The 26,407-nt window shown below is 63.8% G+C and carries 18 protein-coding genes; 4 read left to right on the top strand and 14 right to left on the bottom strand.

Annotated elements, in window-relative coordinates:
• Positions 1 to 72: 72 nt before the first annotated feature.
• From NKI85_RS11420 to NKI85_RS11400, 5 genes are all read right to left on the bottom strand, one after another.
• Positions 73 to 1,194: a DNA topoisomerase IB gene (locus NKI85_RS11420; protein WP_352524539.1), complete on the bottom strand. Its 1,122-nt coding sequence runs from the start codon at positions 1,192 to 1,194 to the stop codon at positions 73 to 75.
• Between the two features lie 111 nt (positions 1,195 to 1,305).
• Positions 1,306 to 2,190 carry a transglutaminase family protein gene (locus NKI85_RS11415; protein ID WP_352524540.1) on the bottom strand — a complete coding sequence of 295 codons (885 nt, stop codon included), beginning with the start codon at positions 2,188 to 2,190 and terminating at the stop codon, positions 1,306 to 1,308.
• Between the two features lie 7 nt (positions 2,191 to 2,197).
• Positions 2,198 to 4,609: a circularly permuted type 2 ATP-grasp protein gene (locus tag NKI85_RS11410; protein WP_352524541.1), complete on the bottom strand. Its 2,412-nt coding sequence runs from the start codon at positions 4,607 to 4,609 to the stop codon at positions 2,198 to 2,200.
• Between the two features lie 6 nt (positions 4,610 to 4,615).
• Positions 4,616 to 7,993 carry a transglutaminase family protein gene (locus NKI85_RS11405; RefSeq protein WP_352776749.1) on the bottom strand — a complete coding sequence of 1,126 codons (3,378 nt, stop codon included), beginning with the start codon at positions 7,991 to 7,993 and terminating at the stop codon, positions 4,616 to 4,618.
• Positions 7,994 to 8,103: 110 nt separating this feature from the next.
• Complete coding sequence (locus NKI85_RS11400; protein WP_352524544.1) at positions 8,104 to 9,294, bottom strand: acyl-CoA dehydrogenase; 1,191 nt, start codon at positions 9,292 to 9,294, stop codon at positions 8,104 to 8,106.
• Between the two features lie 110 nt (positions 9,295 to 9,404).
• On the opposite strand from NKI85_RS11400, the gene NKI85_RS11395 reads away from it, so the two are divergent.
• Complete coding sequence (locus NKI85_RS11395) at positions 9,405 to 10,310, top strand: LysR family transcriptional regulator (RefSeq protein WP_352524546.1); 906 nt, start codon at positions 9,405 to 9,407, stop codon at positions 10,308 to 10,310.
• Between the two features lie 189 nt (positions 10,311 to 10,499).
• Here NKI85_RS11395 and NKI85_RS11390 read toward each other — a convergent pair whose 3' ends face one another.
• The 8 genes from NKI85_RS11390 to NKI85_RS11355 form a co-directional block, all read right to left on the bottom strand.
• Positions 10,500 to 12,812, bottom strand: coding sequence for a Tex family protein (locus NKI85_RS11390; RefSeq protein WP_352524548.1), 2,313 nt, complete (start codon positions 12,810 to 12,812; stop codon positions 10,500 to 10,502).
• Positions 12,813 to 13,144: 332 nt separating this feature from the next.
• Positions 13,145 to 14,326, bottom strand: coding sequence for a serine hydrolase domain-containing protein (locus NKI85_RS11385; RefSeq protein WP_352524549.1), 1,182 nt, complete (start codon positions 14,324 to 14,326; stop codon positions 13,145 to 13,147).
• Positions 14,327 to 14,354: 28 nt separating this feature from the next.
• Positions 14,355 to 15,551 (bottom strand): serine hydrolase domain-containing protein, encoded by a 1,197-nt coding sequence (locus NKI85_RS11380; RefSeq protein WP_352524550.1) that lies wholly within the window; start codon positions 15,549 to 15,551, stop codon positions 14,355 to 14,357.
• A gap of 62 nt (positions 15,552 to 15,613) precedes the next feature.
• Positions 15,614 to 16,642: an extracellular solute-binding protein gene (locus tag NKI85_RS11375; protein ID WP_352524551.1), complete on the bottom strand. Its 1,029-nt coding sequence runs from the start codon at positions 16,640 to 16,642 to the stop codon at positions 15,614 to 15,616.
• Positions 16,643 to 16,669: 27 nt separating this feature from the next.
• Positions 16,670 to 17,479, bottom strand: coding sequence for an ABC transporter permease (locus tag NKI85_RS11370; protein WP_352524552.1), 810 nt, complete (start codon positions 17,477 to 17,479; stop codon positions 16,670 to 16,672).
• Positions 17,472 to 18,401, bottom strand: a complete 930-nt coding sequence (locus NKI85_RS11365; protein WP_352776748.1) for an ABC transporter permease — start codon at positions 18,399 to 18,401, stop codon at positions 17,472 to 17,474. Before NKI85_RS11365 ends, NKI85_RS11370 begins: the two co-directional genes overlap by 8 nt.
• Positions 18,401 to 19,495, bottom strand: a complete 1,095-nt coding sequence (locus NKI85_RS11360; protein WP_352524555.1) for an ABC transporter ATP-binding protein — start codon at positions 19,493 to 19,495, stop codon at positions 18,401 to 18,403. Before NKI85_RS11360 ends, NKI85_RS11365 begins: the two co-directional genes overlap by 1 nt.
• 138 nt (positions 19,496 to 19,633) lie before the next feature.
• Positions 19,634 to 21,301 (bottom strand): amidohydrolase, encoded by a 1,668-nt coding sequence (locus NKI85_RS11355; RefSeq protein WP_352524556.1) that lies wholly within the window; start codon positions 21,299 to 21,301, stop codon positions 19,634 to 19,636.
• Positions 21,302 to 21,442: 141 nt separating this feature from the next.
• Here NKI85_RS11355 and NKI85_RS11350 point away from each other — a divergent pair, with 141 nt between their 5' ends.
• On the top strand, positions 21,443 to 22,474 hold the full coding sequence (locus NKI85_RS11350) for a histone deacetylase family protein (RefSeq protein ID WP_352524558.1): 1,032 nt from the start codon (positions 21,443 to 21,445) through the stop codon (positions 22,472 to 22,474).
• Between the two features lie 28 nt (positions 22,475 to 22,502).
• On the opposite strand, the gene NKI85_RS11345 is transcribed toward NKI85_RS11350, so the two are convergent.
• Complete coding sequence (locus NKI85_RS11345) at positions 22,503 to 23,690, bottom strand: TMEM43 family protein (RefSeq protein WP_352776747.1); 1,188 nt, start codon at positions 23,688 to 23,690, stop codon at positions 22,503 to 22,505.
• A 557-nt stretch (positions 23,691 to 24,247) separates the two neighbouring features.
• Here NKI85_RS11345 and flaF point away from each other — a divergent pair.
• The gene (gene flaF / locus NKI85_RS11340) at positions 24,248 to 24,550 is read left to right on the top strand and encodes a flagellar biosynthesis regulator FlaF (RefSeq protein WP_352524698.1); all 303 of its coding nucleotides are present in this window, start codon (positions 24,248 to 24,250) and stop codon (positions 24,548 to 24,550) included.
• 171 nt (positions 24,551 to 24,721) lie between these two features.
• Entirely contained in the window at positions 24,722 to 26,365 is a 1,644-nt protein-coding gene (locus tag NKI85_RS11335; protein WP_352524560.1) for an MFS transporter, read from the top strand.
• The last annotated feature ends 42 nt before the right edge of the window (positions 26,366 to 26,407 follow it).

Below are 26,407 nucleotides of genomic sequence, written 5' to 3'. Positions count from 1 at the left end.
TTTCTCTATCAAAGGACGAAACAGTAGGACCGATGCCGACATGGCGTCGACAAAAAAATCGCCCGTCCGGCGTCAGCCTTCCCTCGCCTTCAGCCATCTCAGGACCAGCGCCTCCTCGTCGTCGAGCCCGGCGATCGGGCGCTTGCCTTTGTTCGCGTCCGCCATTTCGCTAAGCAGCCGCCCTTCGGACCAGGCGCGGAAGACTTCCGGATGGATGTAGCATTGGCGACAGACTGTGCGCGTATTGCCGAGCCGCTCGGCAACCTTGTCGATGACGCTGTTCATCGCCCTCTTCTGCTGCGCCTGGCTTTCAGGACGTTCGGTTTGAGCAAACAGCGAGGCGGCATGAATGGTACCGCCCCAGGTTCTGAAATGCTTGGAGCTGAAATCCACGCCGGCGTTCTCCCTGATATAGCGGTTGACGTCGTCTGAGCGCACCGGATGCCTGTTTCCATCCTCGTCGAGATACTGGAACAGCTTTTGGCCCGGCAGGTCCTGCGCTCCACGCACGATCTTGGCGATCCGTCGATCGACGAGCTTCAATCTCCATTCCTTGCCTGACTTGCCCTTGAAGGCGAAACGCAGGCTCGAGCCCTTGATGTCGACATGGCGATCGCGCAGCGTGGTCAGACCAAAACTCTGGTTGTCGCGCGCATAGGCGGCATTGCCGACGCGGATCATCGTGTTGTCGAGCAACCAGACGATAGCCGCCACGACCCGTTCCAGCGGCAGCCCGTGACGGCGCAAATCGACATCGATCTGCCGTCGCAGTTCAGGCAGGCTTTCGGCGAAGGCGATGAGGCTCGAATATTTGACCCCGTCCCGCTCCTCGGCCCAGTGCGGATGATAGCGGTATTGCTTGCGCCCGCGCTGGTCCCGGCCGGTCGCCTGAATGTGACCGTCGGCATCCGGCGAGATCCACACATCCGTCCAGGCCGGTGGAATGGCGAGCGCCTTGATGCGTGTCAGCGCATCCTTATCGACGGCACGCCCGTCCGGTCCCTTGTACGAGAACCCCTTGCCTGAACGCAGCCGATGAATACCGGGTTCGATGTCGCTGACATAGTTGAGCGAGGCCCTAACAGCCGAGGCTTGCGCGCCGTTCTCCAGCGCTCCGTTCCGCGGCACCCCGTTCTTTGGTGCAGCTTTCCTCACAGCCGATCGGCCAGACGACGACCCGGATTTGTCGAGCATGTCCTCTCCACGGAATTTCCGTAGATAAGCCGCTTGCTGGCTGCGGGTTCCACCGCCTCTCGATTGCCAGGACAGCCTATCGACGACGCCGTGCAACGAGGAAGTGCGTCGTCACGCCTTTTCGAGCACGACCGGTATGACGTCGACTGCCTGCTCGCCAACCTGCCCGCCCGTGGTTTTCAGCACGCCGACGATCGGCGCCACGTCCGAGTAGTCGCGGCCATAGCCGACCGTGATATGGTCGTTGCTTGCCCGCATGCCGTTGGTCGGATCGAATTCCTGCCAGCAGGTATCGCGCCCGCACCACACCTTGACCCAGGCATGCATGGCGTCGGCGCCTTCGAGCCGCGGCTTTCCGCGTGGCGGGATGGTACGCAGGAACCCGCTGACATAGCCTGCAGGAATGCCGAGGCCGCGCAGGCCGGCGATCATGATGTGGGAAAAATCCTGGCAGACGCCGCGCTTCAGGCCGAAGGCGTCGCTGGCCCGCGTCTGCACGGTGGTCGCCTCGCCATCATAGGTGAAATCGCGGTGAATGCGGTTGCACAGAGCCATGGCCGTGCCGACCGTCGAACTGCCGGCACTGTCTTTCGCATAGGCAGTGATTGCCGCGTCGATGCCGGCATGATCGCTGGCGGCCAGAAAATGATGCGGCGAAGCCGGCGCCAGCGAGTGCACCGCGCCGAGTTCTTCCCTCAGCCGGCGTATGTCCGGCGATACGTCAAGCCCGGGCTCCGGCCGCGACACTGAAACACGCGCGCTCATCCTGATATCGAGCGCATCATGCGCGTCACGAAAGGCGATCGAGGTGACACTGTTGCCGAAAAAGTCGGAAAAGTCGGAGCGTTCGCTGGGCGCCGGCACAAAAGACAGTGAAGCGGCGATGACGCGCTGCACGCCAGGGATGGTCGGCGGCAACACGCGCACCTGATGGCGGCCGCCGCCGGCCGCCGCATCATAGTCGGAACGCAGGTGAAGCCTGATGTCGTAGAGCATGCCGTCTCTACCCGAAATAGGCTTTGGAGAGGCTGTTGTAGAGGCCGCCGATTTCATTGGCGAGATCGCCGAGGGCCTTGGTCGTCATGTCCGAGGGCTCCTTGATGGCGATCGACGTGTTGAGCTGCAAGATTTCCTTGGCCGCCGGCGACATATGGCCTTCACCGCCGACAGCGGGCAGCAGCGCGATTTCGGCCTTCAGCCGTTCGAGCTGGAAAAGGATTGAGCGCGGGTTGAGCGGATCGAGCGCCAGAAGGTCGACCACCGTGCGCCGTCCCGCCTGCACCGGATATTGCCGACGGTGGGTCATGACGCTGTCGCCGATCTCCAGCATCATGTCGAGCGCGCCTTCCGGCGCCTGGGCTCTGGTCAGCCGGGCGAGCGTGCGGGCGATCTGGATGCCACGTTCCAGCCTGCGGCCGATTTCCAGGAAACGCCAGCCGGTGAAGCGGTACATGTTCTCATGCAGCAGGCCGGAAAACCCGGCCAGCTTGCGCAGGATGACCGTCATTGCCCTTGTCGCGTCGTCGCCCGGCGCCACTGTCGCGGCAAATTGATGGATGGTCTTCGACAGATCCTTCAATGCCAGCCATCCATCGGGCGAGAAGCGGTCGCGGATCTGCCCGGCGCTGTAAACCGCGCTGTCCAGCGTGCCGATCAGCCCCAATGGGATTGCCGTCTCGACGTCGATGCCGAAGGGCGCGAGATAGTCTCTGATGTCGGCGAGCAGCGGCATCTCGGGATCGGATGTCTCGGCCAGCCGCACGTGGTAGGCGCGCAGAATGCGCACCGTGTCTTCCGATCGCTCGATATAGCGGCCGAGCCATGTCAGGTTCTCCGCCGCGCGGCTGGGCAGGCTGCCCGGCAAGGTGCGCGTGAAGCTATCATGCTCCTGCGGCAGCAGCGTCTCGCGCTCCACCGGCCTGTCGCTGACCACCCATACATCCGCCGCCTGGCCGCCGCGCTGCATGGCGATCGCCGTCGGGTCGAGCGAAAAACCGACACGGGCGAAACCGCCGGGCATCACCGTCCAGCCTTCCGGCGTCCGCGCCAGATAGACGCGCAGGCTTGCCGGCCGCGGCTCCAGCCAGCCGCCGACATAGACCGGGGTGGTCGAAAGCGTCACTGCTTCCTGGCCGACGAAGTCGCCGCCGTCCCGCTCGATCCGGGCAACGAGTTCGGCCCGCTCCTCGGCCGACAGCGCCGAACCGAGCTTGGTCGAGCCGTCGTCCTCGAAGGCAAGCCGTGTCGACAACGCCGGGCCGATCACCATGCGATCGATATTGGCGAGCACATGCCGACGTTCGGTCTCCTGCCCGCACCACCATGTCGCGACGGTCGGCAGCAGCAGCTCCTCGTTGCGCAGGGCGCGCGAAATCTTCGGCAGGAAGGCGAGCAGCGCGCGTGTCTCCATCAGGCCGGAGCCCAACGCGTTGACGGCCGAAACCGCCCCTTGCCGGATCGCTTCGACCAGCCCCGGCGTGCCGATCTGGGAATCCGGCCGCAATTCAAGCGGATCAGCGAAGGCGGCGTCGAGCCGCCGCCACAGCACGCTCACCGGCATCAGCCCCGAAACCGTGCGCACCATCAGCCTGCCGCCTGAGACGGTCAGGTCCTCGCCCTCGAGCAGCATGATGCCGAGATAGCGCGCGATATAGGCATGTTCGTAATAGGTTTCGTTCAGCGGTCCCGGCGTCAGGATGGCGACACGGCCGCCGGTCTCCTTGGCCATGCCGTTCAGCGCGTCGCGGAAGCGACGGAAAAAGCCGGCCAAGCGGTGCACATGCATCTCGCCATAGATGTCGGACAGCGCGCGCGTGGTGGCGACGCGGTTCTCCAGTGCAAAGCCGGCGCCCGACGGCGCCTGCGTGCGATCGCCAAGCACCCACCAGCGGCCGTCCGGACCACGGCCGAGCTCGAACGCGCAGAAGTGCAGGAAATGGCCGCTGGCCGGCCTGGTGCCGACGACGGGCCGCAAATATTCCGGGCTGGCCGCGATCAATCCAGCCGGCAGAATGTCTTTCTCGACCAGCCGGTTGGGCCCATAAATGTCGGCGATGGTCTCCTCGAACAGATCGGCGCGCTGGACCAGGCCGGCGCTGATGTCAGCCCATTCCTGCTCCTCGATCAGCAGCGGCACATGCGCCAGCGGCCATTCCCGTTCATTGGCGCCGGCCTTGTCATAGACGCGGTAATAGACACCGGCATCGCGCAGATACTGGTCGGCGCGGGCGAAGCGCTGGGCAAGCTTTTCCGGCCCTAGTTCCTCCAGTGCCTCGATGAAGTGACGCCAGGCCGGCCGCGGATTGCCCGACGCATCGACCATCTCGTCGACGGCGCCGTCGATTGGCTGGTAGTGCGCCAGCAGATTGTGGGTCTGCGGCTTGCTGCGCAGCTTCTTGTGATTCCCCTTCGCCATTGCTGATCAGAGTCTTTGCGGCCGCCGAAGGTCAAGGGTCATCGGGAAATCTTCAGAGGCTTCTTCGTTGCGCAGCACATAGCTGGACGGCGTGTGGCCACGCGGCTCGAAGCGGGCGAGCCGTCGCGCCTCCGCTTCGTTGCCATTGACCGGGAACGTGTCGTAGCTGCGCCCGCCGGGATGCGCGACATGATAGACGCAACCGCCGACCGCGCGGCCCGACCAGCGGTCATAGATGTCGAAAACCAGCGGCGTGTTGACCGGTAGCGCCGGATGCAGGCCCGAAGCCGGCTGCCAGGCCTTGAAGCGAACGCCCGCCACCGCGATTTCGCGGTTGTCGGTCACCTTCATCGGCACCAGGCGGCCATTGCAGACGATGGCGTGACGCTCCGGGTTGAGCCCTTCGGTCTTCACCTGCAGCCGCTCGACGGAGGAATCGACGAAGCGCACCGTGCCGCCGATCGCCCCTTGCTCGCCCATCACATGCCACGGCTCCAGTGCCTGCCTGAGCTCCAGCTTGATGCCGGCATGCTGGACCTCGCCGCAGAACGGGAAGCGGAATTCGAGTTGGGCGTCGAACCATTCCGGACGGAAGGCAAAACCGTTCAGCTTGAGGTCGTCGAGCACGTCGAGAAAGTCAGCCCAGACGTAATGCGGCAGCATGAAACGATCGTGCAGGGACGTGCCCCAGCGCACGAAACGGCCGTCGAGCGGGTTCTTCCAGGCCCGGGCGATGATGGCGCGCACGAGCAATTGCTGCGCCAGGCTCATGCGTGCGTTGGGCGGCATCTCGAAGCCGCGGAATTCGACCAGCCCTAGCCGGCCGGTCGGGCCATCGGGTGAAAACAGCTTGTCGATGCAGATTTCCGAGCGGTGGGTATTTCCCGTTACGTCGGTCAGGAGGTTGCGGAACAGCCGGTCGATCAGCCACGGCAGGGGTGCCGCGCCCTTGTCCGGATGCGGCACCTGCGCCATCGCGATTTCGAGCTCATAGAGCGAATCGTGGCGCGCCTCGTCGAAGCGCGGCGCCTGGCTGGTCGGGCCGATGAACAGGCCGGAGAACAGATAAGAGAGCGACGGATGCCGCTGCCACTGCAGCACCAGGCTCTTCAACAGGTCGGGCCGGCGCAGGAACGGACTGTCATTGGGTGTGGCGCCGCCGACGACGACATGATTGCCGCCGCCGGTGCCGGTGTGGCGGCCGTCGATCATGAATTTGTCGGCGCCAAGCCGCGTCTGCCGCGCCTCTTCGTAGATCGCCGTTGTCGTCGCCACGCAATCCTGCCAATTCGCGGCTGGATGGATGTTCACCTCGATGACACCGGGATCCGGAGCCACACGGATGACGTTGAGGCGCGGATCGTGCGGCGGGCCGTAGCCCTCGATATGTACCGGCAGGCCGATCGCCTTTGCAGCGTTCTCCGCCGCCGCGACCAGTTCGAGATAATCCTCCAGCGCCTCGACCGGCGGCATGAACACGCAAAGTCGGCCGTCGCGCGGCTCGACCGAAAGCGCGGTGCGCACGGCGCCGCCGATCTCAGTGATCTCCTGTTCGACACGATCCTGCTGGCCGGTGGCGGCCGTGAAGGAGACCGCCTGCTGGCGGCGCGCCATTTCGTCGGCGCCTTCCAGTTCGGCCGGTGCCGCCTCTGACAAAGGAGCGGCCTCAGGCAAAATAGCCTCGCGCGCCGGCAGCGGTCCGCGCGGCAGCGATGGATCGACCGGCACGATATAGGGAAACTGCGCCGGCGGCACGTAGGGCAGCGTGCCGAGCGGCAGGCGATAGCCGACCGGAGAATCGCCCGGCACCAGGAACAGCCTGCCGCGCCGCGTCTTCCATTTCTCCGAGCGCCAGCGCGGTTCGGACGCCTGGCTGTTCCAGCGCTGGACGGGCAGCACATAGCCCGACGGCTTGGTCAGCCCGCGTTCGAACACCCGCGCCATGCGGCTGCGCTCCTCCGGGTCCTCCAGCTTCGAATTGGACGGATCGACATTCTTCGGCAGCTTGCCTTCCTTGAGCAGCCATTCGGCCGGATCCTCATAGGCTTCGCTGACCATGGTCTTGTCGATGCCGAGTTCATCGGCAATCGCCGTCAGCAGGCTTTCGGCCTGCTTCGGTCCGACATCCGCTTCGCTCTTTTCATGCGCGATCAGCGACGGGTCGCTCCACACCGGCTCGCCATCGGTGCGCCAGTAGAGCGAGAACGTCCAGCGCGGCAGGCTTTCGCCGGGGTACCACTTGCCCTGGCCGTAGTGCAGGAAGCCGCCGGGCGCGAAGCGCTCGCGCAGTCGGCGGATCAGCGCATCGGCCTTTCCCCGCTTGGTCGGCCCGACGGCTGCCGTGTTCCACTCGGCCGCCTCAAAATCGTCGATCGAGACGAAGGTCGGCTCACCGCCCATGGTCAGCCGCACGTCGCCGGCCTGGAGCGCGGCATCGACCTCGACGCCCAGCGCGTCCAGTGCTTGCCAGCTTTCGTCGGAGAACGGCTTGGTGATGCGTGGGTGCTCGGCGATGCGGTCGACCCGCATGTCGAAGCCGAACTCGACATTGGCGAAGCTCGCCATGCCGGAAATGGGTGCTGCATTGCGGAAATGCGGCGTCGCCGCGAGCGGCACATGGCTTTCGCCGGTGAGCAGGCCGGAGGTAGGGTCGAAACCGATCCAGCCGGCGCCCGGCAGATAGACCTCGCACCAGGCATGGAGGTCAGTGAAATCGGTCGCGGTGCCGGGCGGCCCGTCAAGCGCGACAAGGTCGGGTTTGAGCTGGATCAGGTAGCCGGAGACGAAACGCGCGGCGATGCCGAGGTTCCTCAGGATCTGCACCAGGAGCCAGCTTGAATCCCGGCACGATCCCTTGCCGGCGGCCAGCGTTTCCTCGGGCGAGAACACGCCGGTTTCCATGCGCACGATGTAGGCGATTTCGCGCTGCAGCCTGGCATTGAGGTCGACGACAAAGTTGACGGTGTTGGTCGGGCTGCGGTCGATGCTCTTCAGGAACGCCTGCAACAGCACCCCTGCCGGCTCGGGCGTCCGGTAGATGGTGAGATCGTCCCTGATCTCTTCGGGGTATTCGAATGGGAACGTTTCGGCCGACGGCTCGACGAAGAAATCGAATGGATTGTAGACCGTCATGTCGGCAACGAGATCGACCTCGATCTTCAATTCCGTCACCGGCTCGGGGAAGACGAAGCGGGCCAGGAAATTGCCGTAGGGATCCTGCTGCAGATTGACGAAGTGGTTTGCCGGCCCGACCCTCAGCGAATGGCTGAGCACCTTGGTGCGGGAATGCGGCGCCGGCTGCAGCCTGACGATTTGAGGGCCGAGGACGACCGGCCGGTCATATTTGTAATGGGTCAGGTGGTAGACGGCTGCCAGAATTGCCATAGGGCCTCGAAAGTCGGCTTTTCATAAGAACTCGCCGAACCCTGACACAAATGGCGGGCATTCTCCAAGCAGATGTTGCGGTGCACCTAATTTAAGCGACGGCTAGCGGCTCAGAAAAACGCCTGTATCCCCGTCTGCGCGCGTCCGAGGATCAACGCATGCACGTCATGCGTACCCTCATAGGTGTTGACGGTTTCAAGGTTCTGGGCGTGGCGCATGACGTGATAGCCGATCTGGATGCCATTGCCGCCATGCATGTCGCGGGCCTGGCGGGCGATGTCGAGCGCCTTGCCGCAATTGTTGCGCTTGACGATCGAGATCATCTCCGGCGCCATCTTGCCTTCATCCATCAGCCGCCCGACCCGCAGGCTGCCCTGCAGGCCGAGCGCGATCTCGGTCTGCATATCGGCGAGCTTCTTCTGGAACAGCTGCGTGCCGGCCAGCGGCTTGCCGAACTGCTTGCGATCGAGGCCATATTGGCGGGCGCGGTGCCAGCAATCCTCCGCCGCGCCCATTGCACCCCAGGAAATGCCGTAGCGCGCCCGGTTGAGGCAGCCGAACGGACCTTTGAGGCCCGAGACATTGGGCAGCAAGGAGTCTTCGCCGACCTCGACGCCTTCCATCACCACTTCGCCGGTGATCGACGCGCGCAGCGACAGCTTGCCGCCGATTTTCGGCGCCGACAGTCCCTTCATGCCATTTTCCAGCACGAAGCCGCGAATCTCGTTGTCATGCGCGGCCGATTTTGCCCAGACGACGAAAACGTCGGCGATCGGCGCGTTGGAAATCCACATTTTCGAGCCGGAGAGCTTGTAGCCGCTCGCGGTCTTCTCGGCCCGCGTCTTCATGCCGCCCGGGTCGGAACCGGCATCCGACTCGGTCAGGCCGAAACAACCGATCCATTCGCCCGACGCCAGCTTCGGCAGGTATTTCCTGCGCTGCTCTTCCGAGCCGTAGGCATGGATCGGATACATCACCAGCGACGACTGCACGCTCATCATCGAGCGATAGCCGGAATCGATGCGCTCGACCTCGCGCGCCACCAGCCCGTAGGTGACATAATTGGCGCCGAGCCCACCATATTCTTCCGGAATGGTGATGCCGAGCAGCCCGGCTTCGCCCATCTCGCGGAAGATGCCGGCATCGGTCTTTTCCTCGAGATAGGCTTCCTCGATCTTCGGAGCGAGCTTATCGGCGGCAAATGCCGCCGCGCCATCTCGCACCATACGCTCGTCTTCCGAAAGCTGATCCTCGATCAGGAAAGGATCATCCCAGACGAATGCGTTCTTGTCGGCGGCCATGGCTCTCGGTCCTCAAAAACAAAAATCTTCAAGTGCGCGGCTTATCGGCTCCTGGCCCGAAAAAATCAAACGAAATTGCTTCACCGACCAATGACCGTTAGTAATGGATCATGAATGTCCAGCGCCGCCTTCTACCTGGTATCAGCGCCCTTGCCGCCTTCGAGGCGGTGGCCCGGCTGGGCAGCTTTACCGCTGCCGCGCAGGAACTCGATCTGACCCAGGGCGCCGTCAGCCGGCAGATCAAACTGTTGGAAGATCAGTTCGGCCGCCGGCTGTTCGAGCGCGACAGCCGCAATGTCCGGCTGTCGGCGGCAGGCGAACTCTATGCCGAGGCGGTGCGCTCAGCGCTTGGCCAATTGCGCGACGCCGCCCTTGGATTGATGAGCAATCGGCATAGTGGCATCTTGAACCTCGCCATCCTGCCGACCTTCGGCACCCGCTGGCTGATGCCGCTCATTCCGGATTTCGTCGAAAACAACCCCGACATCACCATCAACTTCGTCACCCGTGTCGGTCGCTTCGACTTCGCTCGCGAACGGCTCGACGCCGCTGTCCATTACGGCCTGGCCGACTGGCCGGATGCCGACTCCATGCTCCTGATGCGCGAGACGGTGGCGCCGGTGGTCTCGCCCGACTTTCTGGCCGGCCGCGCTATCGTCACAGCCGCCGACATCGGCCGCCTGCCGCTGTTGCACATGGCGACCCGCCCCGGCGCCTGGGCGGAGTGGTTCGCGTATCAAGGGCTGAGCGCGCCAACCGGGCCAGGCATGCAGTTCGAGCAATTCGGCACCGCCGCCCAGGCCTGCATGGCCGGGCTCGGCGTGGCCCTGCTGCCGCAGATCCTGATATCGGGCGAGCTGCAGCGCGGTCAGCTCGTACCGGCTCCCGGCCGGCCGATGGAGAGCCGCAGCGCCTATTATCTCGTCGTGCCGCACGACAAGCGCGGCCATCCGCCGGTCGCCAGCTTTCGCGATTGGCTGCTCATGCATGTGGCCAAAAAATCAGAAGCGGTTTGAGGTAGACGCAAAAAACCGCCTTTGGAGGGCGGGTCGCTGGCGCAAACACCATGACTAAATTAGTAGCATAGCTGCCGGCACAAAGCAAGAACAAAATTCCGCAAAGTCGCGTTCACGAATCGCTTCGCGCCACGCCGAACCGGACTGGCCGCTCCGCTCCGGGTCGCAAAAACGATTGCCACAAAACACCTACCTCCGTTTCAGCGCCTCCGACAGAGCGGCGCCAAACGCGCCCTGCTGCGCCGGCCGCTCCGGCTGACGCTGAGGCGCCGGCGCGCGCGGCACCGGCCTGTTGCCATTGTCACGCGGCTTCGGTGCGCCACCGTCGCCGTCCTTGCGCATCGACAGGCCGATGCGCTTGCGCTTGATGTCGACGTCGACGACACGCACCTTGACCACGTCACCGGCCTTGACCACCTCATGCGCGTCCTTGACGAAACGGTCGGCCAGTTGCGAGACGTGCACCAATCCATCCTGATGCACGCCGATATCGACGAATGCGCCGAAGGCCGCGACATTGGTGACGGTGCCTTCCAAAAGCATGCCGGGCTTCAGATCCTTGATGTCGTCGACGCCGTCGGCAAAGGTCGCGGTCTTGAAACCGGGGCGCGGATCGCGGCCGGGTTTTTCCAGCTCCGCCAGGATGTCGCGCACTGTCGGCAGGCCGAAGCGCTCGTCGACGAAGACGCGCGGGTCGAGCGCCTTGAGTGCGGCGCTGTCGCCCATCAGCGAGCGTACGTCGCGCCGGCAGGCCGCAACAATCTTTTTCGCCACGCCATAGGCTTCCGGATGCACGGCCGAGGCATCAAGAGGTTCGGTGCCGTTCGGAATGCGCAGGAACCCGGCGCATTGCTCGAACGCGCGGGGTCCAAGGCGGGAGACCTTCAACAGTTCGCGGCGGCTGGCGAACGGGCCGGAGACGTCGCGATGCGCAACGATCGCCTCGGCCAGCGATGCGCCGAGACCCGAAACCCGCGCCAGAAGCGGTGCCGACGCCGTGTTGAGATCGACACCGACGGCGTTGACCGCGTCTTCCACCACCGCTTCCAGCGAGCGGCCGAGCCGGTACTGGTCGACATCGTGCTGGTACTGGCCGACGCCTATCGACTTCGGCTCGATCTTGACCAGTTCGGCGAGCGGATCCTGCAGGCGCCGCGCGATCGACACCGCACCGCGCAGCGACACGTCGAGGCCTGGAAATTCAGCTGCCGCCGTGGCGGAAGCGGAATAGACCGAGGCACCAGCCTCGCTGACGATCACCTTGAGCGGCTTCGGCCCGGAGCCAGCAGGCATGTCAGCCAGCATATCGGCCACCAGCCGCTCGGTCTCGCGGCTGCCGGTGCCGTTGCCGATCGAAATCAGCTCGACCTTGTGCAGGCGGATGAGCTTGGCCAGCTCGGACTGCGTGCCGCGCACGTCGTTCTTCGGCGGAAACGGATAGACCGTTGTCGTCACCAGAACCTTGCCGGTGCCATCCACCACCGCTACCTTGACGCCGGTGCGGATGCCGGGGTCGAGCCCCATTGTGGCGCGCGAGCCGGCGGGTGCTGCGAGCAGCAAATCCTTCAGATTACGGGCGAAGACATGGATCGCCTCCTCCTCGGCCCGCTCGCGCAGATCCCGCATCAAATCGAGTGTCAGATGCAGCGACAGCTTTATGCGCCAGGTCCAGCCGGCCACCTCCATCAGCCAGCGGTCGCCCGGCAACTGGCGGCCGATGGCGTAGGCATCGGCAATCATCCGCTCGACCGGCTTCACCGGCGAGGCATCGTCGGCATCGACCTCAATGTCGAGCGACAGGACCTCCTCGTTGCGGCCGCGCAGCATCGCCAGCGCGCGATGGCTCGGCACGTTGGCCCAGCGCTCGACATGGTCGAAATAGTCGGAGAATTTCGCGCCGGCCTCCTGCTTGCCGTCGACGACACGTGAGCGCATGAAGGCGCGCTCCTTCATATAGGTCCGCAGTCTGCCGACCAGATCGGCATTCTCGGCGAACTGTTCGGACAGGATATCGCGCGCGCCTTCCAGCGCCGCCTTGGCGTCGGCCACCTCCTCTTTGATATAGGCCAGCGCCAGTTCGCCGGGCACGGCAGCACGGTCGGCGAGGATGGCCTCGGCCAACGGCCCCAGCCCACGTTCGCGCGCGATCTCGGCCTTGGTCCGGCGTTTCGGCTTGTAAGGCAGGTAGATGTCTTCGAGCTCCGCCTTGGTGACGGCGGCAGCGATTTTCGCCTCGAGCTCCTCGGTCAGCTTACCCTGCTCGCGGATCGAACCAAGGATGGTGTCGCGGCGCGCGTCGAGCTCGCGCAGATAGGCGAGCCGCTCGGCAAGATCGCGCAGTTGCGTGTCGTCGAGGCCGCCGGTGACCTCCTTGCGGTAGCGCGCCACGAACGGCACGGTCGCGCCGTCGTCCAGCAGTCCGATCGCTGCCGCGGCCTGTTCCGGCCGCGCGCCGATCTCGGCGGCTATGATCGTTGCGATGCGCTTACTGTCGGATGCCATGTCGGCCCTCGCGTTGGTCGAAAAGAACGGCGACCATAGGCGGAGACGCCCGCTGCGCCAACCGCAGCGTTTCAACCGCTTGAGAGGTCCACAGGAAAGCGGAGGGTTGGGTGCGCCTGAACCAGCAGCGTTGGCGCCGCCCCTCACCTGCCTGCCGGCATCCTCTCCCCGTATAGGGACGGGGAGAGGGCGCTGCCATCGGCGATTTCGCCGATCGCCGGCGTTGCAAGGATGGCGCCAGCGTTGCGGCCAGCCCCTTCTCCCCGTTCTTCGCGGGGAGAAGGTCCCGGCAGGGGGTTGAGGGGCGGCTCCGACTTCGACCACTGCCCCCGCTAAACCATCCGGCTCAGCGCCTCGAAGAAGGAAATCATGTCGAGATCGAGCTGATCGTCGACCGGCTTCGGCTGCGACGACATCTTTGCGATCACCACTTCGGCCTTCGGATTGACGTAGAGCCACTGGCCGTGGATGCCGATACCGTAGAAGGCGCCGCTTTCCGCCCCCGTCTGGTACCATTTGTTGCGGTAGCGGCCCTGCGGAAACAGGAACGCCATCGTGCCGCGCCGCCAGGCCTCGGCGTCACCGCCTGCGACGGTCGTGTCGCGCACCCAGCTTTCAGGGACGATGCGGCGGCCATTGGCCACGCCGCCTTGCCGCATCATCTCGCCGACGCGCGCAAGGTCGCGCGGCGTCACCGAAATGCCGCCGGCCGCGCGCGCCGTACCTTCCATGTCCAGAGTCACCGATGCCTCGCTGGCGGCGCCGAGCGGCAGCCACAATTTTTCCCGCATCAGATCGGCGAAGCGCCGGCCGGATGCGCGCTCGATCAGGATGCCGAGCAGGTCGGAGTTGGGCGAGCGGTAGCGGAACGTCCGGCCATGCGGCTCCTCCAGACGCTGCAGCGTCATGATGAAGGCTGCCAGGCTCTCTGTACCGCCGCCAGGATTCCACAGCGTCGCGCGACGGTAGCGGGCGAATGCGCTTTCCGGATCGAGATAGGCCTCTTCGAAATCGAGGCTTACCGTCATGTCGAGCACATGCCGCACGCTCGCATCGCCATAGGCCGAACCGGCGGCTTCGGGCAGATAGCGGGTCACCGGTGCGTCCGGATCGAAAATCCCCTCACCTTCCAATATGCCGGCAACAATGGCGGTCAGCGACTTGCTGAGCGAAAAGACGATGTGGCGGGCGCCGAAATCCATATGCGGTGCGTACCAGTCGCCGACGAATTTGCCGCCTTTCATGATCGTCAGCGCGTCGGTAGCGGAGCGCCTGAGAAAGGCTGTGACGCTCTCAGGGCCACCGGCCAGCGCGACCTTTTCGCCGAGCAGCCCGCCGAAATCCTGCACCGGCACCTCGCCGCCACCCGGCTTTGCCGCAACGCTCATGCTCGGCACCAGCTCACCGACATTCTGGAACGACCACCGGCTGAACGGGCTTTCCCGCCAATTGCCGAGCAGCACCTCATTGCGGGCAAAGCCATATCTGGTCTCGAACGCGGTCTTGCCGGTCATGATGGTCCTTGCGGATTTTCTTTGAGGCTCAGCCGACCGCAGCGGCAATGGCATGCACCGCCTTCAGCGTCGCCACCGAATAGCCGATGTTGGTGAAATCCGGATAGCTCGAAAGCTTCACCACGACCATTCTCGTATCCCAGTCGATATGGATCAGCTGCCCGAACACGCCCCGGCACATCAGCGCGCGCGAGCGCGGGTCCTCGATCCAGAACTGGTTGTGATAGCTGCCTTCCGGCAGGCTGGGACTGAAATCCGGTCCATGCCTGCCGTTGCGCGTCGCCTCGATCCAGTCGGCCGGCACGATGCCGCCCCCATTGTCGAGGATCAGCTGGCCGAAGCGGCCATAGTCGCGCAGCGTGGCGTTGAAGCCCCCGTCGGCGACCGCATAACCGGCGCTGTCGACGGTAAAGCAGGCACTTTCATCGGCGCCGAGTTTTTGCCAGAGTTCGTCCGAAACCAGCTGCGCCAGCCGTTTGCCGCTCACCCGTTCCATGATGAAGGCAAGCACGTCGGTCTCGATCGAGCGGTATTCGAAGGCAGCGCCGTGCGGCCGGCTCTTTTCCTTGAGCCCCAGGATCAGTTCGAACATATGCGATGGCCAGCGGAAGGCCGGATCGCTGCCCGGCGGCACCGGCTTCCAGCCGGTGGCGACATCGACCTGGCCGATATCGGAATAGGGGTCGGTGTATTCCTCGGAAAAGCGCACCCCGCTCGTCATGTCGAGCACATGCTGCACGCTGGCGCCTGCCCAGCCGGTCGCTTCCAGCTCCGGCAGATAGGCCGTCACCGGCAAGGCCGGATCGATCAGCCCGCGCCCGACCAGTATGCCGAACACCGAGGCCGTGACAGACTTCGCCATCGACTGTGATAGATGCAGCGTGCGTTCGGCCATGCCGTTGAAATAGCGCTCATAGGCGACCTTGCCGTCCTTGAGCACGAGAAACCCGTCCGTATAGGTCTCATCGAGCAGTCCGGCGAGCGTAGTCGGCTGCCCCATGCTGTCATTCACCGACAGCGCGTCGAGATCGACCTCGGCGCGCTCGAAGCGATGCCGATGGCCATTGCCGCGCCAGACTTCGACGGTCGGCAGAAATTCGCGGATGTGCTGGAACGCCCAACGATTCCATGGCGGCCGGTCCCAGTCGAGCTTCGGCGGCACCATCTGCGGCGGCGAACCCTGCATGATCGGCGGCGCCGGTTCGCTGTTGCGATAAGATTTCATCCAATCCCCTTGTCGCAAAGAAGGGAGGCCGAAGCCTCCCTTCGATCGATCCCACGTCGAGCCTATTTGCGCAGATTGGTCCAGATCTTGTTGTAGATCTCGACCACTTCCGGTGGGCAAGGTGGCACGAATTCCGCAGTCGGCGCACCAGCCGGTGGATTGATTTCCGGCGCGCTGGCGAAATCCGGCGACAGGAACTTGTGACTGCCGGTAATGCCGTTGTCGTAGCCGGCGAATTCCGAAATCAGCGCCGCGTTTTCCGGAGCCATGACGAAGTCCTGGAACAGCTTCGCATTTTCAAGGTTCTTCGCGCCCTTCAACACGGCCACATTGTCCATCCAGCCTTCGATGCCTTCCTTGGGATAGGCGTATTTGATCGCCGGAATTTTCTGGCGCGCACGATAGGTTGCGCCGTTCCACGCCTCCGTGACGATCACATCGCCCGAGGTGATCTTGGTGATGGTGTCGTAGCTGAAGGTCTTCCATGACGGCTTGGCGGCCATGAGAATGTCGTTGACCTTCTTCAGATTGGCCTTGTCGGCGCCGCAACGCGGCACGCCGGCATAGCGCTCGGCCGCGTGCATCACGGTGTTGACATCGTCGAGCATGTTGATCTGGCCTTTCAACTCGTCCGGCGGGTCGAACAGGATTGCCAGCGTGTCGATGTCGCCCTTGTATTTGTCGGTGTTGACTTCGAACGCGGTGGTGCCGAACTGCCACGGCACGGTGTAGTGACGGCCACTATCCCAGTAGATGTCGACGAAGCGCGGGTCGAGGTTCTTGCCGTTCGGCATCGCATTGGGCTCGGTCTTTTCGAGCAGGCCCTCATCGATCATGATCTTCACGGTGTAGTCGGACGGGACGACGATGTCGTAGCCGGAATTGCCGGCGCGCACCTTCGACAGCATGGTCTCGTTGGAATCGTAGTCGTCCAGCGTCACCTTGACGTTGTATTGTTTTTCGAATTTCTCGATCAGCTTGGGGTTGGTGTAATCACCCCAATTGTAGATGTGCAGCTCACCATCGGCGAGTGCAGGTACTGCCCATAAAAGTGCTGCCGTCGAAACGGCAGCCATCAGTTTCCTAGACATCACAGTCTCCTTTGCCTTCCCATTGACTCACTTGGCGCGGCGGCGCGCGATCAGGAACGATATCGAGACGAACAGGATCGACACCAGCAGCAGGATGGTGGAGATGGCATTGATCTCCGGCGTCATCGGCCGCCTGATCTGGTTCCAGATGTAGAGGGGCAGCGTCGTCTGCCCGGGGCCGGCGACCAGCTGCGTGATGGTGAAATCGTCGAAGGAGACGATGAAGGCGAGCGCCCCACCCGACAGGATGCCGGGAACCAGCAATGGCAGCGTTATGCGCCGGAAAGCATGCCAGGGCGTGGCATAGAGATCGGCCGCGGCAGCTTCGAGCGTCAGATCCATGTCCTCGAGACGCGCCCGGATCGGCATATAGGCGAAAGGAATGCAAAAGACGGTGTGGGCGAGGATCAGATTGCCGATGCCGAAATTGAGCTCGAGAGTGCCCGCGATCAGCGCAAAGAACGATAGCGTTGCCACCGCCGTAATGATTTCCGGCACCATCAGCGGCAGGTTGATGACCATGAAGGCCGCCGACAGCCCGCGCCACGGCTTCACCCGGGTCATGCCGATCGCCGCCAGCGTCGCCGCGATCGTCGAGATGATGGTGGCGCTCACCGAGATGATCAGCGTGTTCTTGGCGGCGTTGTGGAATTCCTCGTTGAGCAGCGCACTGCCATACCAACTAAAGCCGATGCCTTCCCAACGAGTGACCAGCGACCCGGTGTTCAGCGAAAAGATCATCAGGATCAGGATCGGCGCGTAGAGCACGCAAAGGCAGATGATGGCAATCGAGCGAAAGCCAGGCTGGTCCTTGATGTCGACGCGGGGATCAGCCATGCCTCATCTTCCCCGACGTGTTGCGGACATAGAAGTAGAGCGCGACCAGCACCGCTGCCATCAGGATCAGCGCCTGCGCGCAGCCGAGCGGCCAGTTGCGCCCGGAGCCGAATTGCTGGGCGATGAGATCGCCGATCATCAGGTGGATACCGCCGCCGAGGATCAGCGGCGTCACATAGGCGCCGAGGGCCGGCATGAACACAAGCAGGCAGCCGGCGATGATGCCGGGCAGCGACAGCGGGATGATCACCCGCCATAGCACCTGCCGACGCGTCGCATAGAGATCGTAGGCGGCCTCGACCAGCCGGAAATCCAGCTTCTCCAGGCTGGAATAGAGCGGCAGCACCATGAACGGCAGGAACGAGTACAACAGGCCGAGCTGGATGGCGAAGTTGGTGTAGAGCATGGTGATCGGTTTCTCGATCACCCCCAGAGCCATCAGTGCGTTGTTGATGAGGCCCTCGTCGCGGATGATGAACATGATGGCGAGCGTGCGCACCAGCAGGTTCGACCAGAACGGGATGGTGATCAGCAGCACCCACCAGTTGCGCTGCGCCGGCGGTCGCGTGGCCATGAAATAGGCTGTCGGAAAGCCGAGCAGCAGGCAGATGACCGTCGTCACCACGGCGAAGACGAACGAGCGCAGATAGATAATCAGAAAATCCGGCGTAAACTGCAGCGTGTCGTCGAAAATATCGCGCTGGAACAGGAAGTTCAGATAGGCGTCTGTCGAGAACTTCCACTGCACGCCGCCGTAAGGTGCTGCGGCAAGAAATGAATAGATGAGGATGATGAGAAGCGGCAGCACGCCGAAAATCCCGATGATTATCAAAGCTGGTAACGAAAGCAGGCGGTGGCGCCTGGCGCTGGCCTTCTCCGCCTCTGCTTCGAACAATGCAGCTTGGGAAAACGTGACTGCCATCAATCCCTCAGCACTTGCGCGGCGTCGTTGCCGATCGAGACGCCGACCTTGTCGCCCCGCTCGAAACCGCAGCCTGCGCTGCGCGTGTTCTGCTGGCGCACGGTGAAGGCTTCGCCACTGTCCAGTTGGACATGAATATGCGTGTCGGTACCGAAATAGACGATGTTTTCGATGGTTCCCGAAAGGTCGCCCTTGCCGCTGGTCAGCTTGGCGTGTTCCGGCCTGACCACCACGGTAGCATTATCCTTCGGCTGGAAGCCTTCAGCCACGGTCGCGTCGATCGTTGCGCCGGATTTGAGGGTCGCGCGAGCCTTGCCGTTGCCGATATCGGTGATGGCTGCGGTCAGGAAATTGGTTTCGCCGATGAAGTCGGCAACGAAGCGCTCCGCCGGCTTGTCGTAGATGTCCCACGGCGTGCCGACCTGCAGGATCTTACCGGCCGACATCACAGCGATGCGGTCCGACATGGTCAGCGCTTCCTCCTGGTCGTGGGTGACGAAGATGAAGGTGATGCCCGTCTGGTGCTGCAGCCGTTTCAGTTCGATCTGCATCTCCTTGCGCAGCTTGTAGTCGAGCGCCGACAACGGCTCGTCGAGCAACAGCACTTTTGGCTGCGGCGCCAGCGCGCGGGCCAGTGCCACGCGCTGCTGCTGGCCGCCGGAGATCTGGCTGGTGCGGCGGCCGCTGAGCGCCTCCATTTTGACCAGCTTCAGCATCTCGGCGACGCGTGCCTTGATTTCGGCTTTCGGCTTGCCCAGCATCTCCAGCCCGAAGCCGATATTCTCGGCCACCGTCATGTGCGGGAACAGCGCATAGGACTGGAACACGGTGTTGACCGGCCGCTTGAACGGCGGCAGCGGCGCGATGTCCTGCCCGTGAAGCAGGATTTCGCCTTCGCTGGGAAAATCGAAGCCGGCAATCAGCCGAAGCAGCGTCGTTTTTCCGCAGCCGGACGGCCCGAGCAGCGTGAAGAACTCATTCTCGCGGATCGATACCGAAACCGTGTCGAGAGCGGCGACTTGTGCGTCCCCGGTACCGAACACCTTGCGGACGCCGCGTACCTCGATTGCACTCTTACCCGGGTGATCCGGCACGCACTACCCCATTGTTATGTCCGCTCTTAAAGGCGGATGCAGTTCCCATTCGATTGTCAGCACATGCCGGTCGGCTTGGCAACCATGCGTCTGAATCTCGGTTCAGAACGCAAGCCCCGTGCCACGGCAGCTCCATCATCAAATCTGATAAGTGACCTTGCCGCCGCAGATGGTGGTGACCGGATGCACCTTGTGCAGGGAAGCCGGCTGAATTGCCTCAATATCGGCCGACAGCACCACCAGATCGGCCAGATAACCGGGTTTCAGCCGGCCCTTGCGGTGCTCCATGAATTCGGCGTAGGCGCCTTCGACCGTATAGCCGGCAAGCGCTTCCAACAGCGAGAAGCTCTGGTCGGGAACGCCGTCTGCCCAAGGTTTGCGCAGCACCGCCGCCTGAATGCCCAGGATCGGATCGACCCGCGACACCGGCCAGTCGGAAGCGAAGACGACATGCGCACCCGCCTGCTTCAGCGTCCGCCAGGCATAGCTCAGCGGCCATCTTTCGCGGCCGATGCGCGAGAGCGTCGGCTCCAGCGGGAAGTCCATGGCGCCGGGCGGGTGCGGCGGCTGCATCGAGGCGACGACGCCGAGTTCGGCGAAGCGCGGCACGTCGGCGGCGGTGGTCACCTCGATGTGCTCGACCCGGTGCCGGCTGTCGCGCCTGCCATTTTTCCGTCGCGCCGCCTCGTAACCGTCGAGGACCGCACGCACCGCGCCGTCGCCGATCGAATGTACAGCGATCTGCAAGCCGCGCCGGTCGGCCTCCACCGCCACCTCGGCGAAATGCTCGGGCGTGAACAGCGGCTCGCCGCGCCAGCCCGGCCGGTCGGCATAATCGTCGACCATGACCGCGGTCCAGCCTTCGAGCACGCCGTCATAAAACATCTTGACCATGCCGGACGACAGCCATTCCGATCGATAGGCGGAAGCCATCCTCGATGCCTTTTCCAGCCTGTCGAGCGTCATGAAATTCTTGAAGTGGAAGGGTATCTTGGTGCGGCAGAGCAGCCGCCCTTCCTGCTCCAGTCCGGCAAGCAGCTCGAGCTGGTAGAGATTACCATCCATGTTCTGGATCGAGGTAATGCCGTGGCGGGCGCACCATTGCAGCCCGCGATGCATCAGGTCACGATCGGCCGCGATTTCAGCGGCGGAAGGGTACGGCTCGGGCTCGCCGCCTGTCGCGAGGCCGAGCCGAACGCGGTTCTGCCCGGAAAGTTCGAGGATCGGCCCGAACGCCTCTCCCTCGCGCAATTCGCCCGCCGCAAGGCCGTCGGCGCCCATGACGATCTCGTTGCCGGGGCCGAGTTGCTTGCCGTGCAGGATGCCCGCCAGTTCCAGCGCCTTGGTGTTGGCCCACATCGTGTGGTGATCGGAAGCAGACATGGCGAACGGCCGGTCGGGGATGATGCGGTCGAGATGATGGCGGGTGACCGGTTCTTCCCTGGAAAGGATGGTGTAATCGACGCCGGCTCCAAGCAGCAATTTGGCGTTCGGCCGTGCCGCCGCATACGCACGGATCGCGTCGCTCAGCGCATCGAAGCCATGCACGCCCTGAAGATGCAGATTGTCGAGTTCGGCCGCGCCGCCGAAAAGATGCATGTGCGCTTCGATGAAGCCCGGCACCACCGACCCCCCTTGCGCATCCATAATCTCCGTGGCCGGCCCCTTCATCGCCTCGATGGTCCGGCGATCACCAACCGCCAGGATGTTGCCGTCCTTTATCGCCACCGCCTCGGCCATCGGATTGCCTTCATCCATGGTCAGCACGCGGGCATTGGTGACGATCAGGTCGGCATTTGAACTCATGATTACCTGCGGTTTCGTTGCGGCCGCGACAGGCTAGACGACCGGCTGCCGGGCCAGCAAGCCATGGCTGGTTGGCCCAGCGCCTTGTGAAGGGCAGTGCAGGACGGTTAGGGTCGCCGCGTCTCACCACGGAAAGATTTCATGAAGACTGTTTTTTCGCCTCTCCATGCCGGTCATGCCGGCAATGTCGAACTGATCGCCGGCGCCATCGTGCCGGCCTTCGAAAAGCCCTCGCGCGCCGAGTTCATCAGGGCGCGGGTGGAGAGCGAAAAGCTCGGTCCGATCCTGCCGCCGGAAAGCCACGACCTCGCCGCCGCCAAGAAGGTGCATGCCAGCGACTACATCGATTTCCTGCCGACCGTGTGGCCGCTCTGGGAAGCGTCCGGCCGCACGGGTTCGGCCATTCCCTTCACCTGGCCGACGCGCGGCCTGCGCGGCGACGTGCGCCCCAGAGGCATCGATGCGCTGCTCGGCTTCTACTCCTTTGACGGCGGCGCGACGTTCGTCAAAGGCACATGGGACGCGATCAAGTCGTCCTATGACGTCGCGCTGACCGCCGCCGCTCTGGTCAAGGCCGGTGAACCTTCTGCCTTCGCGCTCTGCCGCCCGCCGGGACACCATGCCGGTGCAGCCTTCATGGGCGGCTATTGCTTCATCAACAACGCCGCCGTCGCCGCGCAATGGTTCCGTGATCACGGCGCCAGACGCGTTTCGATCCTCGATGTCGACTATCACCACGGCAACGGCACCCAGGAGATATTCTATCGCCGCGGCGACGTTCAGGTGCTGAACCTGCACGGCGATCCGATGACCGAATATCCGTTCTTCCTCGGTCATGCCGATGAACGCGGCGAGGGCGACGGCGAAGGCTTCAACGACAACTATCCGATGCCCTTCGGCACCGGCTGGGACGTGTGGAACGCCTCACTCGAGGACGCTTGCACGAGGCTTTCGGCTTACGCCCCGGACGTCGTCGTGGTTTCACTCGGCGTCGACACCTTCGAGAAGGACCCGATCAGCCAGTTCAAGCTGAAGACCGCCGACTACCCCAGGATCGGCCGCCGCATCGCCAGGCTCGGCCTGCCGACGCTGTTCGTCATGGAAGGCGGCTACGCCGTCGAGGAAATCGGTGTCAACGCCGTCGGCGTGCTGACCGGGTTCGAAGGCCGCTAGAAGCGCTGCTGGACCCGGCGCCTGCAGATCATGTGGCCGCGCTCGGCGCGGCAACCGGCGCCGCCGGCTTGCGCGAGCGGCCAAGATAATAGACCGCCGCCGCTGCAATGACGCCGGCGGCCAGAATGCCTGCCGCCAGCATCGGTCGGTACCAGAACCAGGCGATCGCCATCGTCGTCGTGCCGACCAGGATCGCCAGGAAAAAGGCAATGATGCCGGTCCCCATCCGCGCCACGCTGCCGAGCAAAGGAATGACGTCGAGGATGACGCCGATCGGACTAAGCAGCAGGGCAAAGCCGATGGCCAACAGCAACAGGCCGGCAGCGCGCAGCAGCCAGGTGATCAGCGTGTTCGTGCTGACCGCGTCGGCGAACATCTTTTCCGCAGGAACATTGCCGGTGTCGACCATCAGCAACTGATCGCCGGCCTTTGTCTGGTAAGGTTCGAACCCGCCCGCTGTTTGGCGCGCGACAATGCTGACCACGCCGAGCGGCGCCAGCTCATAGCCAATGCGATAGTCGCCCAGTGCCGGCGACGTGGTGTTGAAGCCGAGATAGATCTTTCCGTCGACAATGTTGACCCGCTTGGTGCCGGTATAGGCAGCGTCTATGACGGCCGACTGGTCCGGCGACAGTGAAAATTCCCTGTCGCCGCCGATCAGGTCCAGCACCGGCCGGTCGAGCGTGAATGCACCGAGCTTGCCGTCCGGAATCTGGAACCTCTTGCTGTGGATCTCCATCGGCGGATTCTCGTGGCCGTCCGGCTTCTTGAACTCCGACGAGTTGATCTGACTGTCGTCCCACACCTTCGAATAGCTGTAGGTCGTCACCGTCTCCTCGCCGCCGCCCAGCTTCTTCGTCGTCTCGGATTTCTGTTCCTCTTTCCATTGGTACATCTCGGCGCTGCGCGACAGCCGCAATCCTTGCGCCGAAATGCCAAAGTCCGGATCGGCAAGGCCGCCGCTCGCCGTCACCGCCCCGGCGACATGGACGAGCTTACCGTCATTGCCGGCATCGATGCTGTCGGCGCCAACCGAGATCACCGCGCCCGATCCCTCGGCGAGCGAACGTGCCGTCTGCACGGCGCGGCCCTCGTTCCAGAACAGGCCGATCACCATCAGCATGATCAAGAGCAGGCCGAAAACGACGCTGCCGACCGCGCGCTTGATCCGCCCGAACCACGAGACGGACGTTACTTCCTGAAATGAATCGCTCATTGTTCCCCCCCAATTCCCCAAAGCCGGTTTCACGAAATCTGCGCTCTGCCGCGCAGTGGTGAGGAACCGGCCTTACCCCAAACCGAGACAGACGCCCCATCCGTCCCGATAGCAGGAGCCTATCGCAATCGACGAGCTGCCGATACGGCACACTTGCAGTTGGATCCGGCCGCCGCAAAGCACACGGACGCTTCAAAAAGCCACCCTCGCAGTCGCCACCAACCCATTGAATTGGTTTCCGTCAAATCGCGTTTGATGTCGGATTCGTCTGCGGTTGGATTGTAGCCGAATCAGCCGTTGATCGGGGGCGCGGCGACCACCAAACCTCAAGTCCGGAACCATTCCGGAGCCGGATACGCAACGTCGCGCTCCCTGAAAACCGGTGCGATTTTGTGCGCGGCCCCGGGTGTTGGTGCGCCTTCGTAAAAGTGATGCGTATTCGGCAGCTGGCGATGCCAGCATCTGGATCAAATCTCGCAATTCGATCTGTTGAGTTCCCTGACCTGACCACTCCGACGGAACGGTAGAGCGCCAACGATGTATTCCCCCAAGCCGAGATTGAGACCGGCGCCGAGCACCGGCAGCGTCTCACCCGTTCGATCGACATGCTGTCGGCGGCGGTGGCCGACCGCAACTCGCCGGAGGCGATCGAGGCACTTCATTTCACCAGCCGCGTCTGGACCGCCTTCGTCGAATATCTCGGCTCCGGCGACAACGCCCTGCCCAGGGAACTGTGCGCCAATCTCATCTCGATTGGTTTGTGGCTGCTGCGCGAAACCGAAGACATCCGCCAGGGCCGCACCGATAATTTCGAAGGGCTGATCGAAGTGTCGGAGATCGTCAGGGACGGCATGCCGTGAGCAGCCGCTCGCCCGCAGCGGCACGCGCTGACCGGCCCGCTATCTCGTTGTTGGACCATGATGTTTTTCGAGAATGCGTTCGCCCTTTGCGATGTGATGTTCTATTGAATCCTTGGCTTGCGGGGCCGATTCATCGGAAGAACAAAGCGTTTTGAGCCCGGGAAAGCATTTATGAGCGACGACACACCGGAAAGCGAAAGCGCCTCGGCGCTGGCGCCGTTCCGGCACGGCATCTTCCGTGCGGTGTGGTCCGCCAGCCTCGTCTCCAATTTCGGTGGCCTGATCCAGGGCGTCGGTGCCGCCTGGATGATGACGACGATCGCCACCTCGTCCTACCAGGTGGCATTGGTCCAGGCCTCGACCACCTTGCCGATCATGCTGTTTGCGCTGCTGGCCGGCGCCATCGCCGACAGCTTCAACCGGCGCAAGGTCATGCTGATCGCCCAGATCTTCATGCTGGTTGTTTCGGCTCTTCTCACCGTCTTCACCTATCTCGACCTGATGACGCCGTGGACGCTGCTCGCCTTCACCTTCCTGATCGACAGCGGCACCGCGCTCAACAGCCCGTCCTGGCAGGCTTCGGTCGGCGACATGGTGCCTCGCGCCAAGGTGCCGGCGGCGATCGCGCTCAACTCGATGGGCTTCAACCTGACGCGCAGCGTCGGCCCGGCGATCGGCGGTATCATCGTGGCCGCCGCAGGTGCTGCCGCCGCCTTTGCCGCCAACACGCTGAGCTATGTCGGCCTCATCGTCGTGCTGGCCCGCTGGAGGCCGGAACTGCCGGCATCGACTTTGCCGCGCGAGACGCTGGGCGCCGCCATGGGCGCCGGCCTGCGCTACGTCGCCATGTCGCCCAATATCGGCAAGGTGCTGGTCAGGAGCTCGGCCTTCGGCTTCAGCGCCGGCGCGGTCCTGGCACTGCTGCCCTTGGTCGCGCGCGACGTCGTCAAGGGCGATGCCTTGACCTACGGCATCATGCTCGGCGCTTTCGGCATCGGCGCCGTCGGCGGCGCGCTGACCAGCGTCAGGCTACGGCAGCTCCTGTCCAGCGAGACGATGGTGCGCATGGCATTCGCCGGCTTCGCGCTTTGCGCCTTCAATGCCGCCGTCAGCGAGAATGCCTGGCAGACGTCGCTCGGCCTGTTGGTCGGCGGTGCCTGCTGGGTGACAGCGCTTTCGCACTTCAACGTCACCGTCCAGATGTCGACACCGCGCTGGGTGGTCGGCCGCGTGCTTTCGGTCTACCAGACCGCAACCTTCGGCGGCATCGCGCTCGGCAGCTGGGTGTGGGGCGTCGTTGCCGACGTGCACGGCGCCGAAGTCGCTCTGATGGCCGCCAGCGTCACGATGTTGGCTGGAGGCGCCATCGGCCTGCTGCTGCCGCTGCCGCAACAGGCGGTGCTCAACCTCGATCCGCTCAACCGCTTCCAAGAGCCGCATCTGGCGCTCGACCTGAAGCCGCGCAGCGGGCCCATCGCCATCATGATCGAATATGTCATCCGCAACGAGGACGTGCCGGAATTCCTCGCCACCATGGCCGAGCGCGGCCGCATCCGCCGCCGTGACGGCGCCCGCAACTGGACGTTGGCGCGCGACCTCGAAAACCCCTCAATCTGGATCGAGCACTACCACACGCCGACATGGGTCGAATACATCCGCCACAACAGGCGCGCCACCTACGCCGACGCCGTCATTGGCGAGCGCATAAGGGCGCTGCACAGCGGCAACGAGCCGCCACGCGTCCGTCGCATGATCGAGCGGCCGACGACTGCTGGCACGGCGCTGGTCATGCCGAAGGGACCGATCGAGCATTAGCGCAAATCCAGGAAAAGTGTGAAACGGTTTTCCGTCCGGAAT

It is taken from the genome of Mesorhizobium sp. M0571 (assembly GCF_040320985.1).
In the GTDB taxonomy this organism is placed as follows: domain Bacteria; phylum Pseudomonadota; class Alphaproteobacteria; order Rhizobiales; family Rhizobiaceae; genus Mesorhizobium.
The sequence above is the reverse complement of the archived record's forward strand: the minus strand, read 5'-3'. Positions and strand labels throughout refer to the sequence as shown.